The 25,035-nt window shown below is 65.5% G+C and carries 24 protein-coding genes and 1 pseudogene; 17 read left to right on the forward strand and 8 right to left on the reverse strand.

The genetic code is table 11. From position 1 onward, the window contains the following. The first annotated feature begins 3 nt into the window (after window positions 1-3). Window positions 4-291, forward strand: coding sequence for a MoaD/ThiS family protein (locus AB0O52_RS14895; protein ID WP_284982690.1), 288 nt, complete (start codon window positions 4-6; stop codon window positions 289-291). A 16-nt stretch (window positions 292-307) separates the two neighbouring features. Here AB0O52_RS14895 and AB0O52_RS14900 read toward each other — a convergent pair whose 3' ends face one another. Together AB0O52_RS14900 and AB0O52_RS14905 are read right to left on the reverse strand one after the other, a co-directional pair. Continuing rightward, window positions 308-544, reverse strand: coding sequence for a hypothetical protein (locus AB0O52_RS14900; RefSeq protein ID WP_059388807.1), 237 nt, complete (start codon window positions 542-544; stop codon window positions 308-310). Between the two features lie 173 nt (window positions 545-717). Then, complete coding sequence (locus AB0O52_RS14905) at window positions 718-2,034, reverse strand: MFS transporter (protein WP_364538811.1); 1,317 nt, start codon at window positions 2,032-2,034, stop codon at window positions 718-720. 207 nt (window positions 2,035-2,241) lie between these two features. On the opposite strand from AB0O52_RS14905, the gene AB0O52_RS14910 reads away from it, so the two are divergent. From AB0O52_RS14910 to AB0O52_RS14965, 12 genes are all read left to right on the forward strand, one after another. Beyond that, complete coding sequence (locus AB0O52_RS14910; protein WP_364538813.1) at window positions 2,242-3,012, forward strand: IclR family transcriptional regulator; 771 nt, start codon at window positions 2,242-2,244, stop codon at window positions 3,010-3,012. A gap of 166 nt (window positions 3,013-3,178) precedes the next feature. Beyond that, the gene (locus AB0O52_RS14915; RefSeq protein ID WP_364538815.1) at window positions 3,179-4,102 is read left to right on the forward strand and encodes a shikimate dehydrogenase; all 924 of its coding nucleotides are present in this window, start codon (window positions 3,179-3,181) and stop codon (window positions 4,100-4,102) included. Then, a complete protein-coding gene (locus AB0O52_RS14920; protein ID WP_364538817.1) occupies window positions 4,102-6,033 on the forward strand; it encodes a TIM barrel protein in 1,932 nt (643 codons plus the stop codon). The genes AB0O52_RS14915 and AB0O52_RS14920 overlap by 1 nt, the downstream gene beginning before the upstream one ends. 51 nt (window positions 6,034-6,084) lie before the next feature. Then, a complete protein-coding gene (gene pcaH, locus AB0O52_RS14925) occupies window positions 6,085-6,960 on the forward strand; it encodes a protocatechuate 3,4-dioxygenase subunit beta (RefSeq protein ID WP_364538819.1) in 876 nt (291 codons plus the stop codon). A 3-nt stretch (window positions 6,961-6,963) separates the two neighbouring features. After that, the gene (gene pcaG / locus AB0O52_RS14930) at window positions 6,964-7,539 is read left to right on the forward strand and encodes a protocatechuate 3,4-dioxygenase subunit alpha (protein WP_364538821.1); all 576 of its coding nucleotides are present in this window, start codon (window positions 6,964-6,966) and stop codon (window positions 7,537-7,539) included. Continuing rightward, window positions 7,536-9,035, forward strand: coding sequence for a lyase family protein (locus AB0O52_RS14935; protein WP_364538823.1), 1,500 nt, complete (start codon window positions 7,536-7,538; stop codon window positions 9,033-9,035). The genes pcaG and AB0O52_RS14935 overlap by 4 nt, the downstream gene beginning before the upstream one ends. After that, entirely contained in the window at window positions 9,028-9,834 is an 807-nt protein-coding gene (locus tag AB0O52_RS14940; RefSeq protein WP_364538825.1) for an alpha/beta fold hydrolase, read from the forward strand. Before AB0O52_RS14935 ends, AB0O52_RS14940 begins: the two co-directional genes overlap by 8 nt. After that, on the forward strand, window positions 9,831-10,268 hold the full coding sequence (gene pcaC, locus AB0O52_RS14945) for a 4-carboxymuconolactone decarboxylase (RefSeq protein WP_364538827.1): 438 nt from the start codon (window positions 9,831-9,833) through the stop codon (window positions 10,266-10,268). Before AB0O52_RS14940 ends, pcaC begins: the two co-directional genes overlap by 4 nt. Window positions 10,269-10,348: 80 nt before the next feature. Further along, window positions 10,349-11,563 (forward strand): thiolase family protein, encoded by a 1,215-nt coding sequence (locus AB0O52_RS14950; protein ID WP_364538829.1) that lies wholly within the window; start codon window positions 10,349-10,351, stop codon window positions 11,561-11,563. A gap of 4 nt (window positions 11,564-11,567) precedes the next feature. Next, complete coding sequence (locus tag AB0O52_RS14955; protein ID WP_364538831.1) at window positions 11,568-12,227, forward strand: 3-oxoacid CoA-transferase subunit A; 660 nt, start codon at window positions 11,568-11,570, stop codon at window positions 12,225-12,227. A gap of 1 nt (window position 12,228) precedes the next feature. Then, window positions 12,229-12,915, forward strand: coding sequence for a 3-oxoacid CoA-transferase subunit B (locus AB0O52_RS14960; RefSeq protein WP_364538833.1), 687 nt, complete (start codon window positions 12,229-12,231; stop codon window positions 12,913-12,915). A gap of 96 nt (window positions 12,916-13,011) precedes the next feature. Next, a complete protein-coding gene (locus tag AB0O52_RS14965) occupies window positions 13,012-13,818 on the forward strand; it encodes an IclR family transcriptional regulator C-terminal domain-containing protein (RefSeq protein ID WP_364538835.1) in 807 nt (268 codons plus the stop codon). Between the two features lie 26 nt (window positions 13,819-13,844). Here the strand turns inward: AB0O52_RS14965 and AB0O52_RS14970 are convergent, their stop codons facing one another. Further along, a complete protein-coding gene (locus AB0O52_RS14970; RefSeq protein WP_364538837.1) occupies window positions 13,845-14,456 on the reverse strand; it encodes an NADPH-dependent FMN reductase in 612 nt (203 codons plus the stop codon). A 226-nt stretch (window positions 14,457-14,682) separates the two neighbouring features. On the opposite strand from AB0O52_RS14970, the gene AB0O52_RS14975 reads away from it, so the two are divergent. From AB0O52_RS14975 to AB0O52_RS14990, 4 genes are all read left to right on the forward strand, one after another. Next, the gene (locus tag AB0O52_RS14975; RefSeq protein WP_364538839.1) at window positions 14,683-15,873 is read left to right on the forward strand and encodes a Re/Si-specific NAD(P)(+) transhydrogenase subunit alpha; all 1,191 of its coding nucleotides are present in this window, start codon (window positions 14,683-14,685) and stop codon (window positions 15,871-15,873) included. Next, entirely contained in the window at window positions 15,873-16,214 is a 342-nt protein-coding gene (locus AB0O52_RS14980) for an NAD(P) transhydrogenase subunit alpha (protein ID WP_364538841.1), read from the forward strand. Before AB0O52_RS14975 ends, AB0O52_RS14980 begins: the two co-directional genes overlap by 1 nt. Further along, window positions 16,211-17,593 carry an NAD(P)(+) transhydrogenase (Re/Si-specific) subunit beta gene (locus AB0O52_RS14985; RefSeq protein ID WP_364538843.1) on the forward strand — a complete coding sequence of 461 codons (1,383 nt, stop codon included), beginning with the start codon at window positions 16,211-16,213 and terminating at the stop codon, window positions 17,591-17,593. Before AB0O52_RS14980 ends, AB0O52_RS14985 begins: the two co-directional genes overlap by 4 nt. 240 nt (window positions 17,594-17,833) lie before the next feature. Continuing rightward, on the forward strand, window positions 17,834-21,259 hold the full coding sequence (locus tag AB0O52_RS14990; RefSeq protein ID WP_364538845.1) for a fibronectin type III domain-containing protein: 3,426 nt from the start codon (window positions 17,834-17,836) through the stop codon (window positions 21,257-21,259). Window positions 21,260-21,509: 250 nt separating this feature from the next. Here AB0O52_RS14990 and AB0O52_RS14995 read toward each other — a convergent pair whose 3' ends face one another. From AB0O52_RS14995 to AB0O52_RS15015, 5 genes and pseudogenes are all read right to left on the reverse strand, one after another. Next, window positions 21,510-21,944, reverse strand: coding sequence for an SRPBCC family protein (locus AB0O52_RS14995; RefSeq protein ID WP_364538847.1), 435 nt, complete (start codon window positions 21,942-21,944; stop codon window positions 21,510-21,512). 54 nt (window positions 21,945-21,998) lie between these two features. Continuing rightward, entirely contained in the window at window positions 21,999-22,652 is a 654-nt protein-coding gene (locus tag AB0O52_RS15000; RefSeq protein ID WP_364538849.1) for a hypothetical protein, read from the reverse strand. A 342-nt stretch (window positions 22,653-22,994) separates the two neighbouring features. Continuing rightward, window positions 22,995-24,248: an amidohydrolase family protein gene (locus AB0O52_RS15005; protein ID WP_364538851.1), complete on the reverse strand. Its 1,254-nt coding sequence runs from the start codon at window positions 24,246-24,248 to the stop codon at window positions 22,995-22,997. After that, window positions 24,245-24,766 carry a GAF domain-containing protein gene (locus tag AB0O52_RS15010; protein ID WP_364538853.1) on the reverse strand — a complete coding sequence of 174 codons (522 nt, stop codon included), beginning with the start codon at window positions 24,764-24,766 and terminating at the stop codon, window positions 24,245-24,247. The genes AB0O52_RS15005 and AB0O52_RS15010 overlap by 4 nt, the downstream gene beginning before the upstream one ends. 43 nt (window positions 24,767-24,809) lie before the next feature. Continuing rightward, window positions 24,810-25,035, reverse strand: a pseudogene (locus tag AB0O52_RS15015) (hydantoinase B/oxoprolinase family protein); the annotation flags it as partial.

Here is a 25,035-nt window from a genome sequence, read left to right on the forward strand (position 1 = left end):
ACGTTGCCCGACATCACCGTGGTTTTGCCTAGCGTTCTCCAGCCCCTCGCCGGCGGGCAGTCCTACCTGACTACGCCCGCCGACGGAGCTGTGACCGTGGAAAGCTTGCTTGATGCTGTGACCGGGGACTACCCGGTGCTGGCCCGGAGGCTCCGGGATGAAACCGGTTCGCTCCGCCGCTACGTGAATATTTACGTGAACGGTGAGGAGGTCCGGCGTCTGAAGGGTCTGGATACTGAGGTTGCGGCCGGCCAGGAGGTCTTGATCATCCAGTCCGTGGCTGGCGGCTGAGCGGTTCGGGGCCAGGTCAGGCCACTCGCCAGACTGTGCATTCGTCGGTATTGATGGCCTTGCGCAGGCCCGTCAGTTGATCCATGATCCAGACGACGCCGATGCCCGGAGCCGTTTCCTGGACGCTGCCCCTGCGGATGACAACGTCATCGTAGGAGGGTCCGACGGATAGGCGGGCTTCGATCTGGTCGCCACGGTGCAACTGGTCAAGGGCGCGGATTCTTGTGGGGTGGGTTGATACTTCCTTCAACATGGTGGCCTCCCTGGCTGGAGCTGCCAGCGTTTGCCGGCCATTCCAGTGTGACGGGCCAATGTTGCAGGGTGGTTTCGTATGGGTTAGCCGTGGGTAAGACTTCCGTTAGCAAAAAAATCCATTGGCCCCACCCTGTGGATGGGGCCAATGGATCGGGTAGGACGGGGTATTACCTACTTGATGCCGAGTTCCGCCGTCGGGGTCTTGAAGGATTCCCGGGCGGTCATCGCGGAGACCGCTGCGATGACGCAGATGACGCCGGTGAAGATGCTGATCTGGACCCAACCGCCGGCCTTGGTGCCGCCCATTGCGGTGACGATGGTCGGAGCGAAGCCTGCCATGAGGAAGCCGATCTGCGTGCCGATGGCCAAGCCGGAGAAACGGACCTTTGTGCTGAACATCTCGCCGTAGAAGGAGGGCCAGACTGCGTTTGCTGCGGCGTATCCGAGGGAGAAGTACACAACTGAGACCAGGAACATGAGCGGCACGTTTCCGGATTCGAGCGTCAAGAGGAACACCGGCGTCATGATGGCGCTGGCTACGGCGCCGTAGATGAAGACGGGCTTGCGGCCGATCCGGTCAGCCATCCGGCCGAAGACCGGCTGGGTGCCGAGCGCGACGACGTTTGCCGCCACAACGAGCCACAAGGTGATGGTGCTGTTGACGTGGGCCACGTCCTTGGCATAGGCGATCGCCAAGGTGCCGAAGACGGTGCTCACGGCCGAGATGAAGGCGCAGCAGATAACGCGCAGGACGTCGGCCCAGTGCAGCCGGAGGAGGTCGGCCACGGGAAGCTTGGCAATCTGGTTGTTCTTCTTGGCCTCGGCGAACGCAGGCGGCTCATGCAGGGTGCGACGGATGAAGAACGCGACGATGACCACTACGGCGCTGAGCCAGAACGGGATGCGCCAGCCGATGCCGTACTTGAGCTCGTCGGGGAGGGCGACCACGGGGATGAAGACCAGCGCTGCGAGGATCTGGCCGCCCTGGGTTCCCGTAAGGGTCCAGGAAGTAAAGAAGGAGCGGCGGTTGTCCGGGGCGTGTTCCAGCGTCATGGACGAAGCTCCGGCTTGTTCACCGGCGGCCGAGAGGCCCTGGCAAAGGCGTGCGAAGACCAGCAGCGCCGGAGCCCACCATCCGATGGACTTGAAATCGGGGAGGCAGCCGATGATGAACGTCGCACCGCCCATGAGCAGCAGGGTGAACATCAGGACGCGTTGGCGGCCGATGCGGTCGCCGAAGTGCCCCAGGATGATGGCTCCAACGGGCCTTGCCACGTAGGCGAAGCCGAATGTCGCGAAGGACATGATGGCTGCGTTGGCGTCGGCGCTGGGGAAGAAGACGTGCGGGAAGATCAAGGCCGCGGCCGAACCGAAGATGAAGAAGTCGTAGTACTCGACGGCGCTGCCGAGGAAGCTGGCGAGGGCGGCCTTCTTCGGCGTTCCCGCCGTGGCAGTGCCCGGCGTCGTAGACGGGATCGTGTGACTCATGGTGTTCCTTTGTGTGACGGCGATGTCGCATCTGGCTGAAATTTGCGTACCTGGAACGTCGATGTGGGTCCGGCAGCGGCCTCACACTGTAGCCACATTGTGAGAGCTACTTGTGCGATATAGCAATGATGACTGTGAGCGCAGTCACTTGTCAAGATATTTACTCACCATCTAGATATAGCTCTCACGATGTGGCAATCTTTAGGTATGGATGTGAAGGAAGACACAAAAACCGACATGATCGGCAAGGCCCTGGGCCTCCTCGTATTGCTGGGCAATGAGCCCAAGGGGGCAAGTGCCTCGGAGCTCGCCCGCCAGGCGGAGCTGCCGTTCAGCACTACTTACCGGCTGCTCGGATCGCTGACCCGCGACGGATTCGTCGACTACGAGGCCGACGGCCGCCGCTATCATCTGGGACTTCGCGTCTTCCAGCTCGGTCAACGTGTATCAAACCACCATGGCTTTGCCGGCACTGCGCGGCCCATTCTGCAGCGCGTGACGGAGGGGACCGGCGAGGCCACCATCCTCTCGGTCCGGGATGGCCACCACCACCTCACGGTCAACAAAGTCGATGGTCCCCAAATGTTCCGCGTCACGAGCGATCCGGGGCACCTTGGAATGCTCCACACCACGGCAGTGGGCAAGGCGCTTGTTGCCTTCGCGGACGACGACGAGCGGCAGCAGTTGGTGGAAGAGCTCGAGTTGGAGCCGCTGACGGAGTTCTCCATTACCGACCGCGACGCCTTCCGCCTGGAAATCGAGAAGGTCCGGCGCCAGGGCTACGCGATCATGGACGAGGAAAACGAGGTGGGCATGCGCGCCGTCGCGGTCCCCGTCCTCAATTCGCAAGGCGTCGCCTTCGCGTCCCTTGCCACCGCGGTCCCTGTTTTCCGGATGAGCGTGGAGCAGCTGGTGGCGGTGGTCCCGCTGCTGAAGAGCGCTGCGTCCGAGCTCGCCGACCGCCTGCCGCAACGCTAAGGGCGCTACGGCACTCACTTTTGTTCGCGATAAGAACACTAGTGCAATATGTGAACACTTTGTGTAGTCTGATTCATACCGCCTTGCGGGGCAACAGACTCTGGATGACTCAAGGGCATCCAGAGTGGGCCAATCCGCGGGTGCAGTTGTCAAAGGAGCAATGAGCATGAGCAACCGAGCCGAATCCTTCCTGGTGGGCCTGATCGGTGAAGGCGTATCGCCTTCGCTGACGCCGCCCATGCATGAGAGGGAGGCCGACGTCCAGGGGCTTCGCTACCTGTACCGGCCCATCGACTTGCTGGAGCTCTCCTTGCCCGGCTCCGCCGTCGGCGATTTGCTGACCGCCGCTTCCCGGCTTGGCTACAACGGCCTCAACATCACGCATCCATGCAAGCAACTGGTCCTGCCGTTCCTCGACGAGGTTTCCGAGGACGCCCGGCGGCTCGGCGCCGTCAACACCGTCCTGATCCAGGACGGCCGCTTCATCGGCCACAACACAGACTTCTCCGGTTTCGGTTCCGCTTTGGCCAGCGGGCTTCCCGACGCCGGCCTGGAGCGCGTCGTCCAGTTGGGCGCCGGGGGTGCCGGCTCCGCCGTCGCCTACGCCCTTCTTTCGGCGGGCGTCAAGAAACTGGACCTTGTGGACGTAGATCCTGCGCGCTGCGCCGAACGGGCGGCGGAACTCGCCGCCCTGTTCCCTGGCAGCACCGTCACGGCGCGCACGACGGCGGCGCTGCCGCAGCTCATGCCGTTGGCCGACGGTTTGGTGCACTGCACCCCGGTGGGCATGGCCGCGCATCCAGGCCTCCCATTGGACATGTCCCTCGTGGAACCGCGGCACTGGGTGGCCGATATCGTCTACCGTCCGATCGAGACCCAGCTGGTACTCGAGGCCCGGGCCAAAGGGTGCCGCGTGCTCGACGGCGGACGCATGGCCGTGGGCCAGGCCGCCGACGCTTTCCGCATCTTCACCGGCCGCGACGCCGATCCGGAACGGATGCGGGCACATTTCTTGGAGCTGGTGACCGCCGAAGAGTCCACCGCCGAAGAGTCGAAGTCCGGCAAGGCACTCGCCGGAGCGAAGCACTGATGCGTACGGGAATCGCCACCGTCTGCCTCTCGGGCACGCTCAAGGAAAAGATGCAGGCCTGCGCCATCGCGGGCTTCGACGGCATCGAGATCTTCGAACAGGACCTCGTCACCTCGCCGCTCAGCCCTGAGGATGTGCGGAAGATGGCCGCGGACCTCGGACTCGGCCTGGACCTCTACCAGCCGTTCCGCGACTTCGACAGCGTCTCCGAAGACATCCTGCAGGAAAACCTTCGCCGGGCGGACGCCAAGTTCAAGCTCATGTCCCGCCTCGGCATGGACACCATCCTGGTGTGCACCAACGTGGGAACCGCAACGATCGACGACGACGGTCTCCGGGCCGAGCAGCTCGCCCGCCTGGCGGAACTGGCCGGGGACCACGGCGTCAAAGTAGCGTACGAGGCCCTGGCCTGGGGCAAATACGTCAACGACTACGAGCACGCGCACCGCTTGGTGGACGCGGTGGATCACCCCAACCTCGGCACCTGCCTGGACTCCTTCCACATCCTTTCCCGCGACTGGGACACCGCGCCCATCGAAGCCATCACGCCCGAAAAGATCTTCTTCGTCCAGGTCGCCGACGCCCCGAAGCTCTCCATGGATGTCCTGTCCTGGAGCCGCCATTACCGCGTGTTCCCGGGCGAAGGACAGTTCGAGCTGGCCAAGTTCATGGGCCATGTGGCCCGCGCGGGCTACTCCGGCCCGGTCTCGCTGGAGGTCTTCAACGACGTCTTCCGCCAATCCGATGTGGAGCGCACCGCCGTCGACGCGATGCGCTCGCTGATCTGGCTTGAGGAACAAAGCGCCAAGTGGCTCGACTCGAACGCGGCTTCCTTTGCGCAGGGAGGAGCTCCGGGAGGCGCCAGCGGCGACTCGCCCGCCAGCGCTGCCGGCCGGCGTCGTTATCCCATGGAACTGGCCACGCTGCCGAAGGTGGCCGAACCGGCCGGGTTCAACTTCGCAGAGGTCAAGACCGATGAGCCCGCGCAGCTCGAGACGCTCCTGGGCCAGCTCGGCTTCGAATTCGACGGCCGGCACCGGACCAAGGACGTGCAGTTGTGGTCCATGGGGCAAGCACGCGTCATCATCAACGAGCAGGCCCCCTCGCACAGTGAACCCGCCATCGCGGCGTTGGGGTTCGACGTCGACTCCCCTGTGATTGCCTCGGCCCGGGCCCAGCAACTCAAGGCCCCCGTGGTGCCCCGCAAAGTCCAGGCCGACGAGGAAGTGTTCCAAGGCATCGCAGCCCCGGACTCCACCGAGATCTTCCTGTGCCAAGGCAGCCCGGACGGCACCGCGGCCTGGACGCATGAATTCGGGGAGCCCCGCGAATTCGGGGGCGGCCCGGAGAACGCTTCCGCGGGAGCGCAAGCGGTGATCGACCACGTGAACCTGGCCCAGCCCTGGCAGCACTTCGACGAAGCCGTCCTCTTCTACACGAGCGCACTCGCGCTGGAACCGCAACCCTTCGCGGAGGTGCCAAGCCCCAGTGGCCTCGTGCGCTCGCAGGTCATGCAGACGTCGGACCGAGCCGTGCGCCTGGTTTTGAACCTCGCGCCGTTGCTTCAGCAAGGCACCCGCAAGAGCTACCAGGAACACATCGCGTTCGCGGTGGACGACCTCGTGGACACGGCGCGGGCGGCGCAAGCACGCGGACTCGACTTCCTCCAGATCCCGGCCAATTACTACGAGGACCTGGATGCGCGGTTCGCCCTGGATCCCGCCTTCCTCGCCACCCTCAAGGAATTGAACCTCCTCTACGACAGGGACGCCAACGGTGAATTCCTCCACTTCTACACCGCCACGGTGGGCAGCGTGTTCTTCGAAATGGTCGAACGCCGCGGCAACTACGACGGCTACGGCGCCCCCAACGCCCCCGTGCGGCATGCCGTTCAATATGACTCGCTTCACGCCCACCACATGCACCGCTGAGCAGAATCGCAAGCAGAAACCAGGAAAGCAACCACCCGAAAGGAGCCGGCCGTGCTGCTAGATACAAATGCCGGGCACCACCAAGACGACGAGCTCGTACCGGCGGCCGAACCGCATGCCGCCCACGCGCCGTCGGACGCCGCCGTCGAAACCCAAGCGGATCTCAGCGCCGAGATCAAGGCCATCGGCGAAGCGTACGCCCAGGCGCTCAAGGACGGTGCCGCGCCGGAGACCCAGCCCCGCCTGGACTTCGCGCCGTACCGCAGCAGCATCCTGCGCCACCCCACCAAGAGCCTGCACCACGCCGATCCGGAGACCATCGAACTGTACTCTCCGGCTTTCGGGCACCAGGACGTGCACGCCCTGGAATCGGACCTCACCATCCAGCACAACGGCGAACCCCAGGGTGAGCGGATCATCGTGCAGGGCAAAGTGCTCGACGGCGACGGCCGCCCGGTTGCCGGCCAGCTCGTGGAGATCTGGCAGGCCAACGCCGCCGGCCGCTACATCCACAAGCGCGACCAGCACCCCGCCCCGCTCGACCCCAACTTCACCGGCGTCGGACGCTGCATCACCGGACCGGACGGCTCCTACCGCTTCACCACCATCAAGCCCGGCGCCTACCCGTGGAAGAACCACCTCAACGCCTGGCGGCCGGCGCACATCCACTTCTCGCTGTTCGGGACAGACTTCACGCAGCGCATCGTCACCCAGATGTACTTCCCCGGTGACCAGTTGTTCCCGCTGGACCCCATCTACCAATCGATCGTGGACCCGGATGCCCGCGACCGGCTCGTCGCCAAGTACGACCACGAGCTCACGAGCCCCGAGTGGGCCCTCGGCTACAACTGGGACATTGTCCTGAGCGGGTCGAAGCGGACTTGGACCGAAAACGAAGCCTTTGGCGACGCCGGAGATGAGGAGTAGAACATGAGCAAGTTGATCCCCACACCCGGCCAGACCGTTGGCCCCTTCTACGGTTATGCCCTCCCCTTTAATAAGGACAACGAACTCCTCGCCCCCGGCAGCCCCGGAAGCATCCGCCTGCAAGGCACCGTGTACGACGGCGCGGGAGACGCCATCCCGGACGCCATCCTGGAGATCTGGCAGCCCGACGCCGAAGGCAACGTGGTCCAGCGCACGGGATCCCTGGTCCGGGATGGCTACACGTTTACCGGCTGGGGCCGTGCCGCGGTAGGCAACTCCGGTGCCTTCACCTTCACCACGGTCAACCCTGGCCCCACCTCTCCGGGAGCGGCTCCGTTCATCTCCGTCGCCGTTTTTGCCCGTGGCCTCATGAACCGCCTGTTCACCCGTATCTACTTGCCGGAAAACGAGGAAGCGCTCGCCGCCGATCCGCTGCTCAGCTCCCTCGATCCCGAGCGCCGCAGCACCCTGATCGCCCGCCGCGACGCGGATGGCGGACTCACCTGGGATCTGCGCCTGCAGGGCGGGAACGAGACCGTTTTTCTCGACTTCGAACGCGTCGAAGGCGCCTCCCAGTGAGTGGCGACGGCGATTTCGGGCTGCTCAGCCCCGTTTCGGCCTCGCCCGCCGTGGTGGCGCTGACGGGTGACCGCGCGGTGATCGCCGCCATCCTCGACGTGGAGGCCGCTTGGGCATCGGTACTCGAAGAGGCGGGCTTCGCGCCCGCCGGTTCCGCCGCCGTCGTCGCCGAGGCCACGGAATCCTGGGCGTACGACGCCGCTTCCATCGCCGAACGCGCACAGGGCGGCGCCAACCCGGTCATTCCGCTGCTGGCCGATCTCCGGAGCAGGGTCAGGCAGCTCGACGCCGGGCATCCCGGCGGGGCCATCGGCGCCCTTTCAGCCGTGCACACCTCCCTGACCAGCCAAGACGTCCTGGATTCGGCGCTGATGCTGCTCGCTCACCGCGTGGTTTCCGTGCTTCTCGCCGAAGTAAAAGGCACGACGACGGCGCTCGCCGCCCTTGCGGAACAGCATGCGGACACGCTGTGCGTGGGCAGGAGCCTGGCGCAGCATGCGCTTCCGTTCACCTTCGGGCTCAAGGCGGCGCAATGGTTCCATGGCGTGGCCGCCGCGGCCCGCCGCCTTGAAGCCCTGGAGTTGCCCGTGCAGTTCGGCGGCGCCGGCGGCACCCTGGCTGCCGGTACGGTGCTCACGGAAGGCTCGCCGCTCACGGAAGGCTCGTCGCTTACGGAAGGGTCGTCGCTCACGGAAGGCTCGTCGTCGAGCCCCTTCGCGCTGGCCGATGCCTTGGCCGAAAAACTGGGCCTCGCTCCCGTTCCCGCACCGTGGCACACGAACCGTCTTGCCGTCACCGGGCTCGGCGACGCCCTCGCGGCACTGACGGACTCCTTTGGCAAGATCGCCTCTGACCTGCTGTTCCTCAGCCGGCCCGAGGTGGCCGAGCTGGGTGAGCCGCTTGCCGCTGGTCGGGGCGTCTCCTCGGCGATGCCACAAAAACAGAATCCCGTGTTGTCCGTGCTGATCCGCAGCGCGGCGCTCCAGGCACCCGGGCTGGCAATGCAGCTGCACCTTGCTGCCGCGAACTTCAACGACGAACGCCCGGACGGCGCCTGGCACAGCGAATGGCAGGCATTGCGCCAGCTGCTCCGCCTGGGCCTGGGTGCCGCGACCCAGCTGCGCGAGCTAGCCGAAGGGCTCCGGGTCTTTCCCGAGGCGATGCGCCGCAACCTGGAAATCTCCGGGCCCTTACTGCTCAGCGAAGCCGTGGCATCCTCCGTTGCTCCGCTCCTCGGCGCCGACAGGAGCGACGCGAAGGCCCGGCTGCAAGCCGTCGTCGACGAGACCCTACGGGCACCCGCTGCGGAGCAGGCCCGGATCTATACCAAGCTCCTCCGCGAAGCCGTGCCGGCCAGCAAACTGTCCGACGAGGACCTGCAGGCCCTTCTGGATCCGGCCAACTACGTGGGTGAGGCTGCCGAAATCAGCCGCCGCATCCTGGCCGCCTACCCCGAGTTTTCCCACACCAATCCGAAGGGAGCCGATCTTGGCTAAGCCCAACGTCAAAGCGGTGTTGCTGTCCCCGCAGCGCACCCTGGGGGAGAAGCCGCTTCTGGTCGTGGGACCGTCGCTCGGAACGTCAACGGTGCTTTGGACCGAGACGGCCGCCCTGCTCGGCAACGACTTCGACGTCATCGGCTGGGACCTTCCCGGCCACGGCGTGTCGCCCGCGGCCTCGGAAACGTTCAGCGTCGCCGAACTGGCCGACGCGGTGGTGGACCTGGTGGACTCGATCGCGCCGGGAGCCGCCGTGTTCCACTACGCAGGAGACTCCCTGGGCGGCGCCATTGGACTGCAGCTCGGCATCAAGCACGGTGAACGGCTCAAATCCCTGTCCGTCCAGTGCACCGGAGCGAAGCTCGGCACCCCGGAGGGTTGGCTGGAACGCGCCGAAACTGTTCGTGCGCAAGGTACCGCCGTGATGATCCAAGGGTCCGCGCAGCGCTGGTTCGCCCCCGGTTTCATGGACCGCCAACCCGTTATCAGCAGCCGCCTCCTGCACGCCCTGCGGGACGCCGACCGCTTCAGCTACGCGTTCTGCTGTGAGGCCCTCGCCGGATTCGACGTCCGCGCCGAACTCGGCAGCATCACCGTCCCCACCCAGGCATTGGCGGGCGTCGAGGACACTGTTGCGCCGCCGTCGTTCGCGGAAGAAATTGCCGCGGGCATCAACGCTGGCGGCGGCACCGCTACCGCTATTGCGCTCGACGGCGTCGGGCACCTTGCGCCCGCGGAGGCGCCCGACGTCGTCGCGGACTTCATGCGGACGTTCATGACGGAGGCCGGAAAATGAGCACTGATTATTCGCAGGGCGCCGTTCAGCGCGACGCCACCTCGCAGGAAATCTACGACGCCGGCATGGTGGTCCGCCGTGAAGTGCTCGGCGACGCGCACGTGGCCCGTGCCAACGCGAACAAGGATTCCTTCACCGAGGACTTCCAGGACATGATCACCCGCATCGCCTGGGGCGGAATCTGGACCCGCCCGGGCCTGACGCGGCAGATGCGTTCCGCCGTCACCATCACCGCGATGGTGGCGCACGGGCACTGGGAAGAACTGGCCATGCACATCCGCGCGGCCATCACCAACGGGCTGAGCAGGGACGAAATCAAGGAAATCCTGCTGCAGACCGCCATCTACTGCGGAGTCCCCTCCGCCAACACCGCATTCAAGACCGCACAGGCCGTTTTCGCCGAGCTCGACGCGAGCCCCACCCCGCCCAACTAGCTCGCATTAGATGTCGTTTTGAGCCCTCATAACGACATTAACTGCGAGCTAGTTGGGACCACAGAATCTAGAGGAGACCCATGAACCAGGCGTATGTGTACGACGCCGTACGCACCCCTTTCGGAAAGTTCGGCTCGGGACTTGCCGGGGTGCGCCCGGATGACCTCGCGGCCCACGTGGTGCGCGAGGCCGTGAAACGCGCGCCGGACCTGGATGTTGAGCGCATCGACGAGGTCGTGTTCGGCAACGCCAACGGCGCGGGCGAGGAGAACCGCAACATCGCCCGCATGGCCACCCTCCTGGCCGGGCTCCCGACGTCGATCCCCGGCACCACGGTCAACCGCCTGTGCGGCTCTTCGCTGGACGCCGCGATCATCGCCTCCCGCCAGATCAACGCCGGCGACGCCGAGCTGGTTCTGGTGGGCGGCGCCGAGTCCATGTCCCGCGCACCCTGGGTACTGCCCAAGACCACGAAGCCGTACCCGGCCGGGGATATGACCCTGGCCTCCACCACCCTGGGCTGGCGCCTAGTGAACCCGGCCATGCCCAAGGACTGGACAATTTCCCTGGGCGAGGCCACCGAACGGCTCCGCGAGAAGTATGGGATTACCCGGGAGCGGCAAGACGAGTTCGCCGCGGCCTCCCACAACCTCGCCGCGGCAGCGTGGGACGAGGGCTTCTACGACCAGTTGGTGAGCCAGGTTCCGGGTACGGAGTTGGTCCGTGACGAAGGCATCCGGGCGGGTTCGACGGCGGAGAAGCTGGCAGGGTTGAAGACGGTGTTCCGGACTGAAAACGGAACGGTTACCGCGGGGAACGCGTCCCCGCTGTCCGACGGCGCCTCCGCGGCGTGGATCGGCAGCGAAAGCGCCGCTGGGCTGCTCGGGCTGGAACCGCTCGCCCGGATCGCCGGCCGCGGGGCCCACGGAAACGATCCCCAATTCTTTGGCTACGCGCCGGTGGAAGCGGCCAACAAGGCCCTCGCGAAGGCGGGCATCGGCTGGGAGCAGGTGGGCGCCGTCGAGCTTAACGAAGCCTTTGCCGCGCAGTCCCTGGCCTGCATCGATGCGTGGGGGATCGATCCGTCCATCGTGAACCGGCACGGGGGCGCGATCGCGATGGGCCACCCGCTGGGCGCCTCCGGCACCCGGATCCTGGGCACCTTGGCCCGCAGCCTGCAGGCTTCCGGTGCGCGTTGGGGTGTCGCGGCGATCTGCATCGGCGTCGGGCAGGGCCTGGCCGTGGTGCTTGAGAACGTCGCTGCCGGAATTTCGGCTCAATCGGTGAAGGGCTAGGGCAATGCTGGACTTCATTGACACGGTCGGCGAAGCAGTCGCCGGTATCCAGGACGGCTCCACCGTGATGATCGGAGGCTTCGGAAACGCTGGCCAGCCGTTCGAACTCATCGACGCGCTGCTCGATTCCGGCGCCACCGACCTCACCGTGGTGAACAACAACGCGGGCCAAGGGGACCAGGGCCTGGCGCTGCTCATCAAGGAAGGAAGGGTCCGCAAGATGATTTGCTCCTTCCCGCGCCAGTCCGATTCCTGGCACTTCGACACCAAGTACAAGGCCGGGGAAATCGAGCTGGAGCTCGTGCCGCAAGGCAACCTGGCCGAGCGCATCCGGGCCGCCGGGGCCGGCATCGGCGGGTTCTTCACGCCCACCGGCTACGGCACCATGCTGGCCGAGGGCAAGGAAACCCGGCTGCTGGACGGCAAGTGGCAAGTGTTCGAGACGCCGATTCACGCCGATGTTGCGCTCATCAAGGCGCTCAAGGCCGACGGCAAAGGCAACCTCGTCTACCGCAAGACCGCCCGGAACTTCGGTCCCATCATGGCCGCAGCGGCGAAGCACACCATCGTCCAGGTGTCGGAGATCGTGCCGACCGGTGCCCTGGATCCGGAGAACGTGGTGACCCCCGGAATCTACGTCAACAGCATCGTGAAGGTGGCCTGACATGAGCATCCAAACCTCAACAACACCTCTGGGGCGGGACGACCTCGCGCGTCTCGTCGCAGTGGACATAGCTCCGGGCTCGTTCGTGAACCTCGGAATCGGGCAGCCCACGCTCGTTTCCAACTACCTCAGGGAAGAGCAGAACATCACGCTCCACACGGAGAACGGGATGCTCGGCATGGGCCCGGAGGCCCAGGGCGAGGAGATTGACGGCGACCTCATCAACGCCGGCAAGATCCCCGTCACCGAGCTCCCCGGCGCTTCGTATTTCCACCATGCCGATTCCTTCGCGATCATGCGCGGCGGCCACCTGGACATCTGCGTCCTCGGCGCTTTCCAAGTGTCCGCCACGGGCGACCTCGCCAACTGGCACACCGGCGCGCCGGACGCGATTCCCGCCGTCGGGGGTGCGATGGACCTGGCCACCGGCGCCAAGGACGTGTTCGTCATGATGACGCTCCTGACCCGCGAGGGAGTGTCCAAGCTCGTGGAGCACTGCAGCTACCCGCTCACCGGCGTAGGCTGCGTGACGCGCTTGTACACGGACAAAGCGGTCTTCCTGATAGGGCCCGACGGCGTGACCGTGCGTGAGACGTTCGGCTGCACCTTCGAAGAGCTCCAAGCGATGGTGCCGGTCCCTCTGGTGCCGTTCGACGAGAAGGCGGCTGGCGCCGTCGTCGGCGTCTAAACGCGCCTCAAGTCGAGCGCGAACTGGCAGCAAATGCCCTTTGGAAGCAATCCAAGGGGCACCTGCTGCCAGTTCGCGCCAATAAGATTGGTAACCATGACCGACGCAGCAGTAGCCGGAGCTCCCCAGGCGAGTGACCAGTACGTGCAATCGCTGGCACGTGGCTTGTCCGTGATCCGTGCGTTCGACGCGGCCAACCCCGTCATGACGCTCAGCGAGGTGGCGGCGCGTACCAACCTGACGCGTGCCACGGCCCGTCGGTTCCTGCATACCCTGGTGGAGCTGGGCTATGTCCGCACCGATGGCAAGACCTTCGCGCTCACCGCGATGGTGCTGCAACTTGGCTATTCGTACCTGTCGGCGTTGTCACTGCCCCAGCTCGCGCAGCCGCACCTTGAAGAACTCTCCCTGAAATTGGGGGAGTCGACGTCGGCCGCGGTGCTGGATGGTGCCGACATCTTCTACGTGGCGCGCGTGACCACGCGCCGGATCATGACGGTCGGCATCTCGGTGGGCACCCGCTTCCCTGCTTACGCCACGTCCATGGGAAGGGTGCTCTTGGCCGGCCTGCCGCAGCAGAAACTGGACGAGTACCTGTCCTCGGTGGAGTTCAAAGCCCTGACGCCACGCACAGTCACGTCCCGTGAAGAACTGGTGGCCGAGCTGGACCGCGTGCGCAGGCAGGGCTGGTGCGTCCTGGACCAGGAGCTGGAACTCGGGCTCATGTCCGTTGCTGCGCCCGTCCGCAATGCCGCCGGCAAGGTGGTGGCTGCCGTCAACGTCTCGCTCCAGGCTCAAAACGTCGCCGCTCAGCCTGATCCGGGAGCCTATATCGGGTCGGTCCGGGAGCAGATCGTGGAGACCGCGCATGCGATATCGCAGGACGTCTGCGCGAAGCACTAGCCGCGCGTAGAACCTGCGCCGCCGCGCTACCGCGTCAGTTTGGCGTGGTCCGGATGGTGGTCGCCGATGTGCCCAGGTGCGTTGGCAGCCAGGACGCGCTCGACGAACGCACAGTATTCCTCCACATAGTGGCGCAAGATGGATGCCGTGCCTTCATCCCTGACCGATCCGTCCTCGTTATAGGACGCCGGATTGAATTTGATATAGGCCTCCGGGGCGTTCAGCTGAGGCGCGTCGAGGAAGCTCAGGACGCTGCGCATCGAGGCCTGCATCACGGCCGTCCCGATGCTTCCGGGTGATGCGCCGATGATGCCCGTTGGCTTGCGCGCGAAGGAGTTGGTGCCCCAGGGCCGGGATCCCCAATCGATGGCGTTCTTCAGTGCGCCGGGGACGGAGCGGTTGTACTCGGGGGAAATGAACAAGATGCCGTCCGACGCCGCGATCGCCTCCTTGAGGGCCCGGCCGGCAGGCGGGTAATCGGCGTCGTAATCCGGGCTGTACAGGGGCAGGTCCCTGATCGGAATCTCGGTGAATTCGAGTTCCTCCGGCGCAACGCTGATGAGCGCCTTGGACAGGACCCGGTTGATGGAGCGGCTTGAAAGGCTGCCGACGAAGTATCCGATCTTGTACGTTGCCATAGCTGTGTTCCTTCCCGACGGCGCGGCCGGAACCGGCTCATCGACGGTGCGTAACTGGAGGCTCCCAGCCCACAGTGAGCCTATTAGAGCAGCCCGAAGATGGGAATGGCCGGGCAGGGCCGTCATCCCTACTCCCGCCAGGGCCTTCCGCGTCCTAGACTCAAGCCAACAACGGCTCATGACAATGATCGTCAGAGGGACACTGGGGTTCGGAAAGGGAGCGCGGGTGAAACTTGGCATAGCGCGGGAACGCCTGGAGGGTGAACGTCGTGTGGCTGCGACGCCGGAGACCGTCACCCAGTTGGCTGGACTGGGACTGGAAGTCGTCGTCGAAAGCGGAGCGGGAACCGCCGCTGGCCACAGCGACGAGGACTACCGCCGGGCAGGAGCCCTCATCGTCCCCGCCTTGGATCTGGCCCGGCTGGACGTCTACGCGCACGTCCGCCCCCTCGAACCCACGACGGCGGCTGCGCTGCGCCGGGGCGCCGTTACCGTAGGGCTGGCCTCGCCGTCGTCGGAACTTCCCACCGTCCGAGCGCTCGCCGAAGCGGGCGTGACCTCCTTCGCGCTTGAGCTGGTGCCGCGGATTTCCCGGGCACAATCCATGGACGCGCTCACATCCCAGGCCCTCGTGGCCGGATACCGCTGCGTGCTCGAGGCGGCAATGCGCCTCCCGCGCTTCTTCCCGCTCTACATGACGGCCGCCGGAACCATCCCCCCGGCCCGCGTGCTGGTGTTGGGCGCGGGCGTGGCCGGCCTGCAGGCAATCGGTACCGCGAAAAGGCTGGGTGCACGCGTGTCCGCCAACGACATCCGGCCGGCGTCGGCGGACGAGGTCGCGTCGATGGGCGGCACCTTCATCAAGCTTGACGTGGAGACGGCGGAATCGTCCGGCGGTTACGCGCGCGAGCTCAGCGCCGACCGCGGCGCCCTGCAGCGTGAGCTGCTCGCCCCGCACGTGGCCCAGGCGGACGTCCTCATCACGACAGCGGCGGTCCCCGGACGGCGGGCCCCTCTCCTGGTGAGCCGGGAAATGGTCCAGCACATGCGCGCGGGCTCGGTGGTGGTCGACCTCGCCGCGGAGTCCGGCGGCAATGTGGAAGGCACGGTGCCTGGCATGGATCTTCAAATACCGACGGCGGACGGCCAAGGCACGGTCACCCTGGTGGGGATGAAGGATGCCGCCTCTGCCATGCCCGCGGACGCCTCGCGCCTCTACGCGAAGAACGTCGCGAACTTGCTGGCCCTGATGACTTGTGACGGCGCAGTCGTCCCGGACTTCGGAGACGAGGTGGTGGCGGGCGCGTGCCTGACGCACGACGGCGAGGTGCGGCACGGTCCGACCGCCGAGGCCCTTGCGGCGCTCTCCGCCGAGACGGCGGAATCCGTAAGCTCCGCCAACGAGGGGGTCTCCTGATGGACGGCATCGCCCTGCTCACCATCACCGTTTTGGCGGTCTTCGTGGGCTTCGAAGTGGTCTCCAAGGTCTCAAGCACGCTTCATACGCCCTTGATGTCCGGGGCCAACGCCATTCACGGAATCATCCTGGTGGGCGCGATCATCGTCGCAGGGCAGGCCTCGGACCCTTGGGTCCTCGCGGTCGCCTTGCTTGCCGTGGTCCTCGCCACCGCCAATTTGGTGGGTGGTTTCGTAGTGACCGACCGCATGTTGGAGATGTTCCGCGGCCGTAAACGCGTGGTGCCCCCGGACGGGAAAGCTGCGGCCGTCGAGGCCGAGTCTACGGAGCGCACGCGATGACCCTCATCGATCCGGTGTGGACCTCGCTCCTCTACCTCGCGGCTGCCGTGTGTTTCATCCTCGCGCTCAAGGGACTGAATTCGCCACGCACCGCCCGGCGAGGCAACCTGGTGGGCGCGTTCGGCGCGGCGCTCGCCGTCGCCACCGTCTTCATGTCCGTCAAAATGGACAACGTTCCCTGGATCCTGGGGGCGATGGTGGTCGGTTCGGGCGTGGCCGCGCCGGTGGCGCGCCAGGTCAAGATGACGCAGATGCCACAGCTCGTGGCGCTGTTCAACGGCGTGGGCGGCGGCGCCGCGGCGCTCGTCGCACTCCTGGAACTCGCGCATACTGGGGACCGTTGGGTGCGCGTGGCCATTGTCTTCACGCTGCTGGTGGGGGCGGTGTCATTCGCCGGCTCCGCCATCACGTTCTCCAAACTTCAGGAGCTCATGACCACCCGCCCGGTGGTGTTCCCTGGCCTGCCGACCCTCATGGGAGCGGTGCTGCTCGCGGCGGTGAGTGCCGCCGTCGCCGTCGTTTTCAGTGGTTCCCTGTCGCTCGCCCTGCTGCTCCTGGTGCTGGGGCTGGCGGCAGGCGTGCTGCTGGTGCTGCCGGTAGGCGGCGCGGACGTGCCGATCGTCATCTCGCTGCTGAATGCCTTTACGGGCCTTGCCGTGGCAGCTTCCGGCCTGGTGCTTGGCAATGTGCTTTTGGTTGTGGCCGGCACGTTGGTGGGCGCCTCCGGCACCATCCTCACCCGGGCCATGGCCGCGGCCATGGGCCGCAGCGTTGCGGGTATCCTCTTCGGCGCGTTCAAGGGAGGCTCGACGGCGGGGTCGACGGCGGTGAGCGACCGCCCCGTGCGCTCCTCCAGTGCGGAAGACGTGGCCGTGCTTCTCGGCTACGCGCAACGGGTCATCATCGTTCCTGGTTACGGGCTCGCGGTAGCGCAGGGTCAGCACACGGCCGCGGAGCTGGCGCTCGAACTTGAGGCGCGCGGAATCGATGTGGATTTCGCGATCCACCCGGTGGCCGGCCGCATGCCCGGGCACATGAACGTGCTGCTCGCCGAAGCCAACGTTCCCTATGAGTCGCTCAAGGAAATGGGCGAGATCAATTCGGAATTCCGGACGGCCGACGTAGCGCTCGTGGTCGGCGCGAACGACGTCGTCAATCCGGCCGCGAAGACCACTCCAGGTTCGCCGATCTACGGCATGCCCATCCTCGAAGTGGCTGAGGCCCGCCAGGTGGTCTTCCTGAAGCGGTCGATGCGGCCGGGTTTCGCGGGAATCGAGAACGAACTCATGTACGAGCCGCAAACAACGCTGTTGTTCGGCGACGCCAAGGAATCCCTCACCAAAGTGTTGAGTGCGGTCAAGGCGCTCAAGCTTAGTTAACCAACCCTGGGGTGCCCGACGGCCAGGGATTCTGCCGAAGCGGGTGAAGCACACTCACGACTTGGTCGGATGCGACGCCGTATGGTCAGCGCAGGTCTTGTGCGGGGAGCACTCCCACCCTCGACCGGTTGCCAGGGCTTCGATTGGACGGTGAGTGTTGTGGGTGAATCCTCGACGCGAAAGAGGGCTGCAACGCGGCGCCTTGGGACCATTTGGGGTGCCATTGGGGCGTGCGCTGCCATGGTCCTGGCATTCCTGAGCGGTTTTGCCTTGCCAGCCCATGCGGCGGCAAATACTGTCATCACGCTTACCTTCGACGACGGCAACGCCGACCAGATGACCGCCGCTGCCACGATGAAGAACCTTGGTCTTCACGGCACCTTTTACACGGTCTCGGGATGGGTCGATCAGCCGAGCTATTTCACGTCGGCGAACCTGCAGCAACTCTATGCGGACGGCAATGAGATTGCCGGGCACACGGTCACCCACCCGGACTTGGTCACCTTGACGTCGGATGAAGTGACGCGGCAGGTGTGCAACGGCAGGGTTGCCCTGGCAAACATGGGCTTCAAGATCACCAGCTTCGCCTACCCCTTCGCTTCCCTGGACCCTGCCGTGCAGACCATCGTGAAGAATTGCGGTTTCAACAGCGCGCGCGGCCTCGGGGACCTTTACAGCAAGGACGATCCCGGGCTCCCTGCTGCCGAGACCATCCCGCCTGCCAACCCCTATGACACCGCAGCGCCGGAGGAAGTGGACAGCACATGGACGCTGTCCAACCTTGAAAACTCCGTGACCAGGGCGCAGGCCGCTGGCGGTGGCTGGGTTCAATTGACGTTCCACCACATCGCGGTGGGAACCGATCCGACCCTCACCATCAGCCCCAGTCTGTTCAACCAATTCGCCTCGTGGCTCGCGCAACAACAGACAGCGGGCAGTGTTGTCGTGAAGACGGTAGACCAGGTAATCGGTGGCACGGTCCAGCCCCTCGTCTCCGGCCCGCCGGTGCCGCCCCCGCCTCCACAGGGGACCAACATGATCCAGAACCCGAGCCTGGAGACGCTCACCAGCGGAATTCCGCTCTGTTGGGCAGCGGGTGGATACGGCACCAACACACCCAGCTATTCAGTGGTCTCACCGGGCCACACGGGCAACAACGCAGAACAGCTGACAATGAGCGGTTATGTCAGCGGTGACGCGAAGCTCCTGCCCGCCTTGGACCTCGGCGGCTGCTCACCGACGGGCACTCCAGGCCATATCTATCAGCTCAGCGCTTGGTATAAATCCAATGCCATCACCCAGTTCGAGGTCTACTACCGCACCGGAACGGGGTACTGGACCTACTGGACGGCGAGCCCGTTGTTCAACGCGAGCAGTAACTGGACCCAGATAACCTGGACCACGCCCGCCCTGCCGGCAGGCGCCTCGGGAATCAGCTACGGATTGAATATCCAATCCAACGGTTCGATCACCACGGATGACTATTCGATGATCGATGTCACCCAGGCAGCGGCAACGGCGCCTGCCGCACCCACTGGCGTGACCGCGACGGCGGGCAACGCCTCCGCGGTGGTGTCCTGGACGGCGCCGGCGAACGGCGGATCCCCGATCACCTCCTACGCCGTGACGCCCTCGTCCGGCGGCACGACCCTGGCCCCGGTCACAGTCTCCGGTAACCCGCCCGCGACCACGACGACCATCACCGGGCTCACCAACGGCACCGCCTACACCTTCACGGTGACGGCCACGAACGCCGTGGGAACGTCCGCGCCGTCTCCCGCGTCGGCACCGGTCACCCCGACGGCGCCGACCGCGCCCGCGGCACCCACGGGCGTGAGCGCGACGGCGGGGAATGCTTCGGCGGTGGTGTCGTGGACAGCGCCGGCGAACGGCGGGTCCCCGATCACCTCCTACGCCGTGACACCGTCATCCGGGGGCACGGCCCTGGCTCCGGTGACGGTTTCCGGTAACCCGCCCGCGACCAGCAGCACCGTGACCGGGCTCACCAACGGCACCGCCTACACCTTTACCGTGACCGCGACGAACGCCGTCGGAACGTCCGCGCCGTCTCCCGCGTCGGCCCCGGTCACCCCGGCCGCGCCCGCTCCGGGCGTCACCAACGGCGGCTTCGAATCCGGGCTGGCCTCCTGGACCACCGGCGGCGTCCGGGCACCGGTGGCCTCCACCACGGCGCACACCGGCACCGGCTCCGCGCTCCTGGGCCTGGCCTCGGGGGCCGAGCCTTTGGGTGACAGCAGCCTGTCCCAGACCATCGCGATGCCCGCCGCCGGGACCTCCACCTTGTCCTTCTGGTACCAGCCCCACACCGCGGACGACACCTGCACCGGCACCACCTGCCGCTACGACTGGATGGAGGCACAGGTCCGGTCCACGAGCGGCACGGTCCTGGCGAGCCTGTTCAAACTCAGCAGCAACTCCGGGACCTGGACCCAGCTCAGCGCCAACCTCTCCGCCTACAACGGGCAAAGCATCGTGCTCTGGTTCAACGTCCACCTCGACGGCGCCAGCCCGGCCGATGACACCTGGATGTACCTCGACGACGTCACCCTCACCAACACCCAGACAACCCCCACGGCCCCCGCCGCACCTACCGCCGTGACGGCGACCGCCGGGAACGCCTCCGCGACCGTGTCCTGGACCGCCCCGGCCAACGGCGGCTCCCCGATCAGCTCCTACGCGGTCACCCCGCACGCCGGCACCACCACCCTGGCCCCGGTCACCGTCACCGGCAACCCGCCCGCGACCAGCACCACCGTCACCGGGCTGAGCAACGGCACCGCCTACACCTTCACCGTCACCGCCACGAACGCCGTCGGAACCTCCCCGGCGTCGGCGGCCTCGGCACCGGTCACCCCCACCGCGGCCGCGACGGCACCCGGCGCCCCCACCGGGGTCACCGCGGCCGCCGGCAACGCCTCGGCAACCGTGTCCTGGACTGCGCCGGCCAACGGCGGCTCCCCGATCACCTCCTACGCGGTCACCCCGCACGCCGGCACCACCACCCTGGCCCCGGTCACCGTCACCGGCACACCCCCGGCCACCAGCACCACCGTCACCGGGCTGAGCAACGGCACCGCCTACACCTTCACCGTCACCGCCACGAACGCCATCGGCACCTCACCGGCGTCGGCCGCCTCGGCACCGGTCACCCCCACCGGAACAACCACCACGACCATCACCAACGGCGGGTTCGAATCCGGGCTGGCCTCCTGGACCACCGGCGGCGTCAAGGCACCCGTGGCCTCCACCACCGCCCACACCGGCACCGGCTCCGCGCTCCTGGGCCTGGCCTCCGGAGCCGAGCCGCTCGGGGACAGCAGCCTGTCCCAGACCATCACCGTCCCCGCCACCGGAACCACCACCCTGTCCTTCTGGTACCAGCCCCACAGCGCCGAAGACCCCTGCACCGGCAACGCCTGCCCGTACGACTGGATGGAAGCACAAGCCCGCACCACCACCGGCACCACCCTGGCCAGCCTGTTCAAACTCTGCAACAACAACGGCACCTGGACCCAGCTCACCGCCGACCTCACCGCCTACAAAGGCCAGACCATCACCCTCTGGTTCAACGTCCACCTCGACGGCTCCACCCCCGCCGACGACACCTGGATGTACCTCGACGACATCACCCTCACCAACCACTGAATCGGCGCGAAGTCGGCCCTGCTACCTGGCTGCGGTTGGCTTTGCCGGCCATTCCGCTTCAACTGCTAGCTCCATCGTCGTGAGCCGCGCCACGTCGTAGGCCTGGGCGATTTCCGGGTCGAGATCGATGTGGTCGCCGTCGTGCCCTGACGCTTAACGCGGAGCGGCGGCTGCGAACTTGGTTCGCGCCTGCCGCTTCCTGATGAGCGCTTAGCAGTTCCTGGTGGCGGCGAACTTGGGGCTGTCGTTTCTAGCCGGCTTCGAGGATCTTCTTGAGGTTCTCCAGGTCCTTGCGCATGGCCGCGCGCATCATTGGCGCCATGACGATGCCTGCAAGCGCGGAGAACCCGGAGGGTTCGCCGGTGTTGCGCAGGGTCATTCGGGTCGCGCCATTCTCATCGGACCAGGTGTAGGTGGTCCGCATCGGAAATGGACCTTGGCTTGTGCGCATAGTGAGTGTCTCGCAGGGGACAAGCTCGGTGAATTCGTAGACATAGTCCAGATTCCGGCCCAGGAATCGCGCGGTGAAGGCAACCCGGGATCCGACCGCCAGGGGCCGCGGCGTCTGCCACTGCGCAGATCGTATGTTCGCGTACCAGACCGGCGCGTTGTCCGGGTCGGAAGCATAACTTGCCACGATCTCGCGGGGCCGCTGGATCAGTATTTCGGTCTGGACGTTCACCATGTACCCAACTATCGCAGAACGGGCCTACCGGGCGGTAACCCGCAGCGAAGGAACTCAGGGCAGGTTGCGAGGTACGTTGGCACGCTGCTCGGCCTCTCCGGGGTGGGGTTCCATCTCCACGTAGTAGATCGCCCCTGCGCGAGGGGCATGGAGGCGGTGTGTTGCATGACGGGTTGGCCGGTACACGTGTCCGAAGGGATCGCGAACAGTGACACGTTCAAGGTGATCCAGCCGCGCTAGGAGGCCATCGACGTCCCGGAGCGTCGCGGGATGGTTCTCTTCTCCCGCTACGTCCAGTATCCAGGGCGAACTGGTGGCGCTGCTGGCGAGTTCCAGGCTCAGGGTTTCAAATATTCCAGTCAGAAGGGCATCCAGAGTTGCGGGGTAGAGACGGAGCAATCGATGCGCTTGCGGTTCGCGGCGCCGGTTGTTGATCCAGGTCTGGCGGAGCCACGTAAATTCGACCCGGCCGAACGAGGACCCCAAGGTCAGCTTCCGGTCCGCCTCCAAGGACAAGTGGAAGTTGTTGCCCGCCCGGTCCAAAATGCTGGCTGCTTCGTCAACATACTCAAGGTCTTCGAGCATCGCGGTTTTGGACGGATAGTACGTGAAATCACCGAGCTCATCGACAACGACGTAGTCTTCTGGGGCCGCGCGGGAAGGCTCGGAATCGTCCGCCGTTCCTTGGTTGAGGGGAGTGCGTTTCATGGTGGTTTCAGCTCCTACGGGGGCAGCCCAAAGCCTCGATTGACTATCTTCATCAGACCACCAAACCGAGCGGTCGTCGTCGGTCCTTAATGGTTTCCTTACGCGGACATGTGGAGATTTAGTGCACTCTTTACAGGTACCGCGGTGGGGACGATTGAATCATGGGGAACCGTGAGTCAGTAAGCCTGTCCGCTAATGCGGACAGGCTTACTGGGAGTCTAAATATCCCACCGGCAAGGACACCCACAATCGAGTTGTGGGGCCGACAGCGAGTTAGGGCGCAGTACCCCATTTCAGCTTGTCGGGCCCTCTCCTTGCTTCCGGGTATTTTCTGCTGCTTTCTTAGGCAACCGGAACGTCTAACCGCAAGTCCGCCGCACCCCGGAGGACACCTGTGGAGATGATCTGCCCGTTCTTAATGACGGTACGCGCCTTGCTTTCGTCCCAGAGAATCGAGGGTTCATGGAAGGGATTCCCGTCTAGCACCACCAAATCCGCGCAGGAACCCCGGGTGATGCGTCCAAGGTCACCGCGGCGAAGCAGGGCGGCGTTGGTTGATGTTGCCGACCGGAGTGCGCCGTACACGCCAAGCGCTTCACACTGCAGACGGAGTCCGGTCAGCTGCTCATTCTCAAGTTCACCCATGAGGTCTGTTCCGAACCCAATCCGGACCCCGGCATCTCGGGCCAGTGCCACGGCGTTCCTTCCGGCCTCTAGCACTTCCCGGTTCTTGGCTGCTCCCACTTTGGTGAGGCCGGCTTCCTCTCCGCGTCGTTCCATGGCCTCGTACGTCACCAAGGTGGGGACTAGATAGACGTCGTTTTCAGCCATTAGCTGGGCGGTTTCCGCATCCAGCAGATTGCCGTGTTCGATGCAGCGAACCCCGTTAAGTACTGAATGGCGAATGGCCTCGGGCGAATATGCGTGAGCGGTGGCGTAGCTGCCCCGGCGGGAAGCCTCTCCCGTTACCACGCGGATTTCCTCCGCGCTGTACTGCGGAACCCGTATCGGATCGACCGGCGAAACGACCCCTCCGGAGGTCATTAGCTTTATCGCGGACGCGCCTGTGCGGAATCGGTGACGTACGGCCCGCAGCAGGTTATCGGCGCCGTCCACCACTTCGCACATGTGCCCGCCGTGGAAGCAGCCTCCGTGGTTCGCGGCCCGGATATCGCCGTGGCCGCCCGTCTGGCTTAGCGCCGGGCCTGTGAAGAAGTAGCGTGGACCAGGGTACAGACCCTCCTCGATGGCGCTGGCAAGGCCAATGTCCCCACCGGCAACGTCACGAACCGCAGTGAAGCCGCGGAGCAGTGCAGCCGCGAGGCGCCGTGCCCCGGCAAGTGCGGAATAGCTCAGTGGCCCCGTCTCGTTCCTGGCGGACGTCAGGCTAAGCGCGTAGGCATGAAAATGGGCATCGATAAGTCCTGGAATCACGGTGCGGCCGTCTGCGTCAAGGACGACACCGGTCTCTTCCACCTCCCGCCCTGTGGCGATGATCCGGCCATCCCGGATGCTTATAGACCCCTCAATCAGGTCAGGCGATTCACCGTCGAAGATTAGGGCGTTCCGTATTGTCAGGTTTGCCGGAGTGGTCACGTGCGGTTCCTTCGTATTGCCCCCTTGGGCGGGCCCCCCAATTGGTACCCGCCCACGGAGAAACTAGCTGGCGTGGTAAGGGCTTCTTCGAGCAAATGGACAGACCGCCGTCCGATCTCCACGGCTGCGTCCACCGAACTCTGGTCGTAGCTGCCCTCAGGTGCGAGGAAGTTCATGGATCCGATAGTCCGGCCCTTGCTCACGACCGGAACGTTCACGATGGCCCCGCAGTCCAGTGACTCGATGGTTGCCGAATCAAAGAAGAATGCGCGGACCGCTTCCTTATCCGCCCCCAGGAACGGCTGCTGTCCCTTGAGCACCTGCTCCAGCCACACTGGGTTCGTGTCCCCGGAGAGGGTCTTCTTTCCGCCCACCGGATAGACATCGGGATGGGTAGTGTAGACGCGGGCCATACTGGCGCCGTTGTCGGCAACGACGGAGGCCGTAAAGAGTGTGACACCGACTGCTTCCCGGGCGTGGGCGTACACGTCGTCGAAGGATTCAAATTGGGAACTCATGGAGTCCTTTCTTTTTAGATGGCAACCGATCTGCTGGTGGTGCTTAGTATCCGTAGTGGCTCTTGGCGAAGTCCTCGGTGATGAAGCCGTTGACGATGTCGTAGGTGATGTCTTCGCGGGAGCGCTGGGAGACGTCTCCGAAGCCGCCGCCTCCGCCGACGGCGAGCCGGACGATGTCGCCGGCTTTGACTTTGCGGGCGTTGGCTTTCAGGGTGCGGACCTCGTCGCTGCGGCCGGGGTTGAAGACGACCTCGGGGCCTTGGGCGTCC

Source organism: Arthrobacter sp. NPDC080073, from assembly GCF_040686575.1.
Classification (GTDB): domain Bacteria; phylum Actinomycetota; class Actinomycetes; order Actinomycetales; family Micrococcaceae; genus Arthrobacter.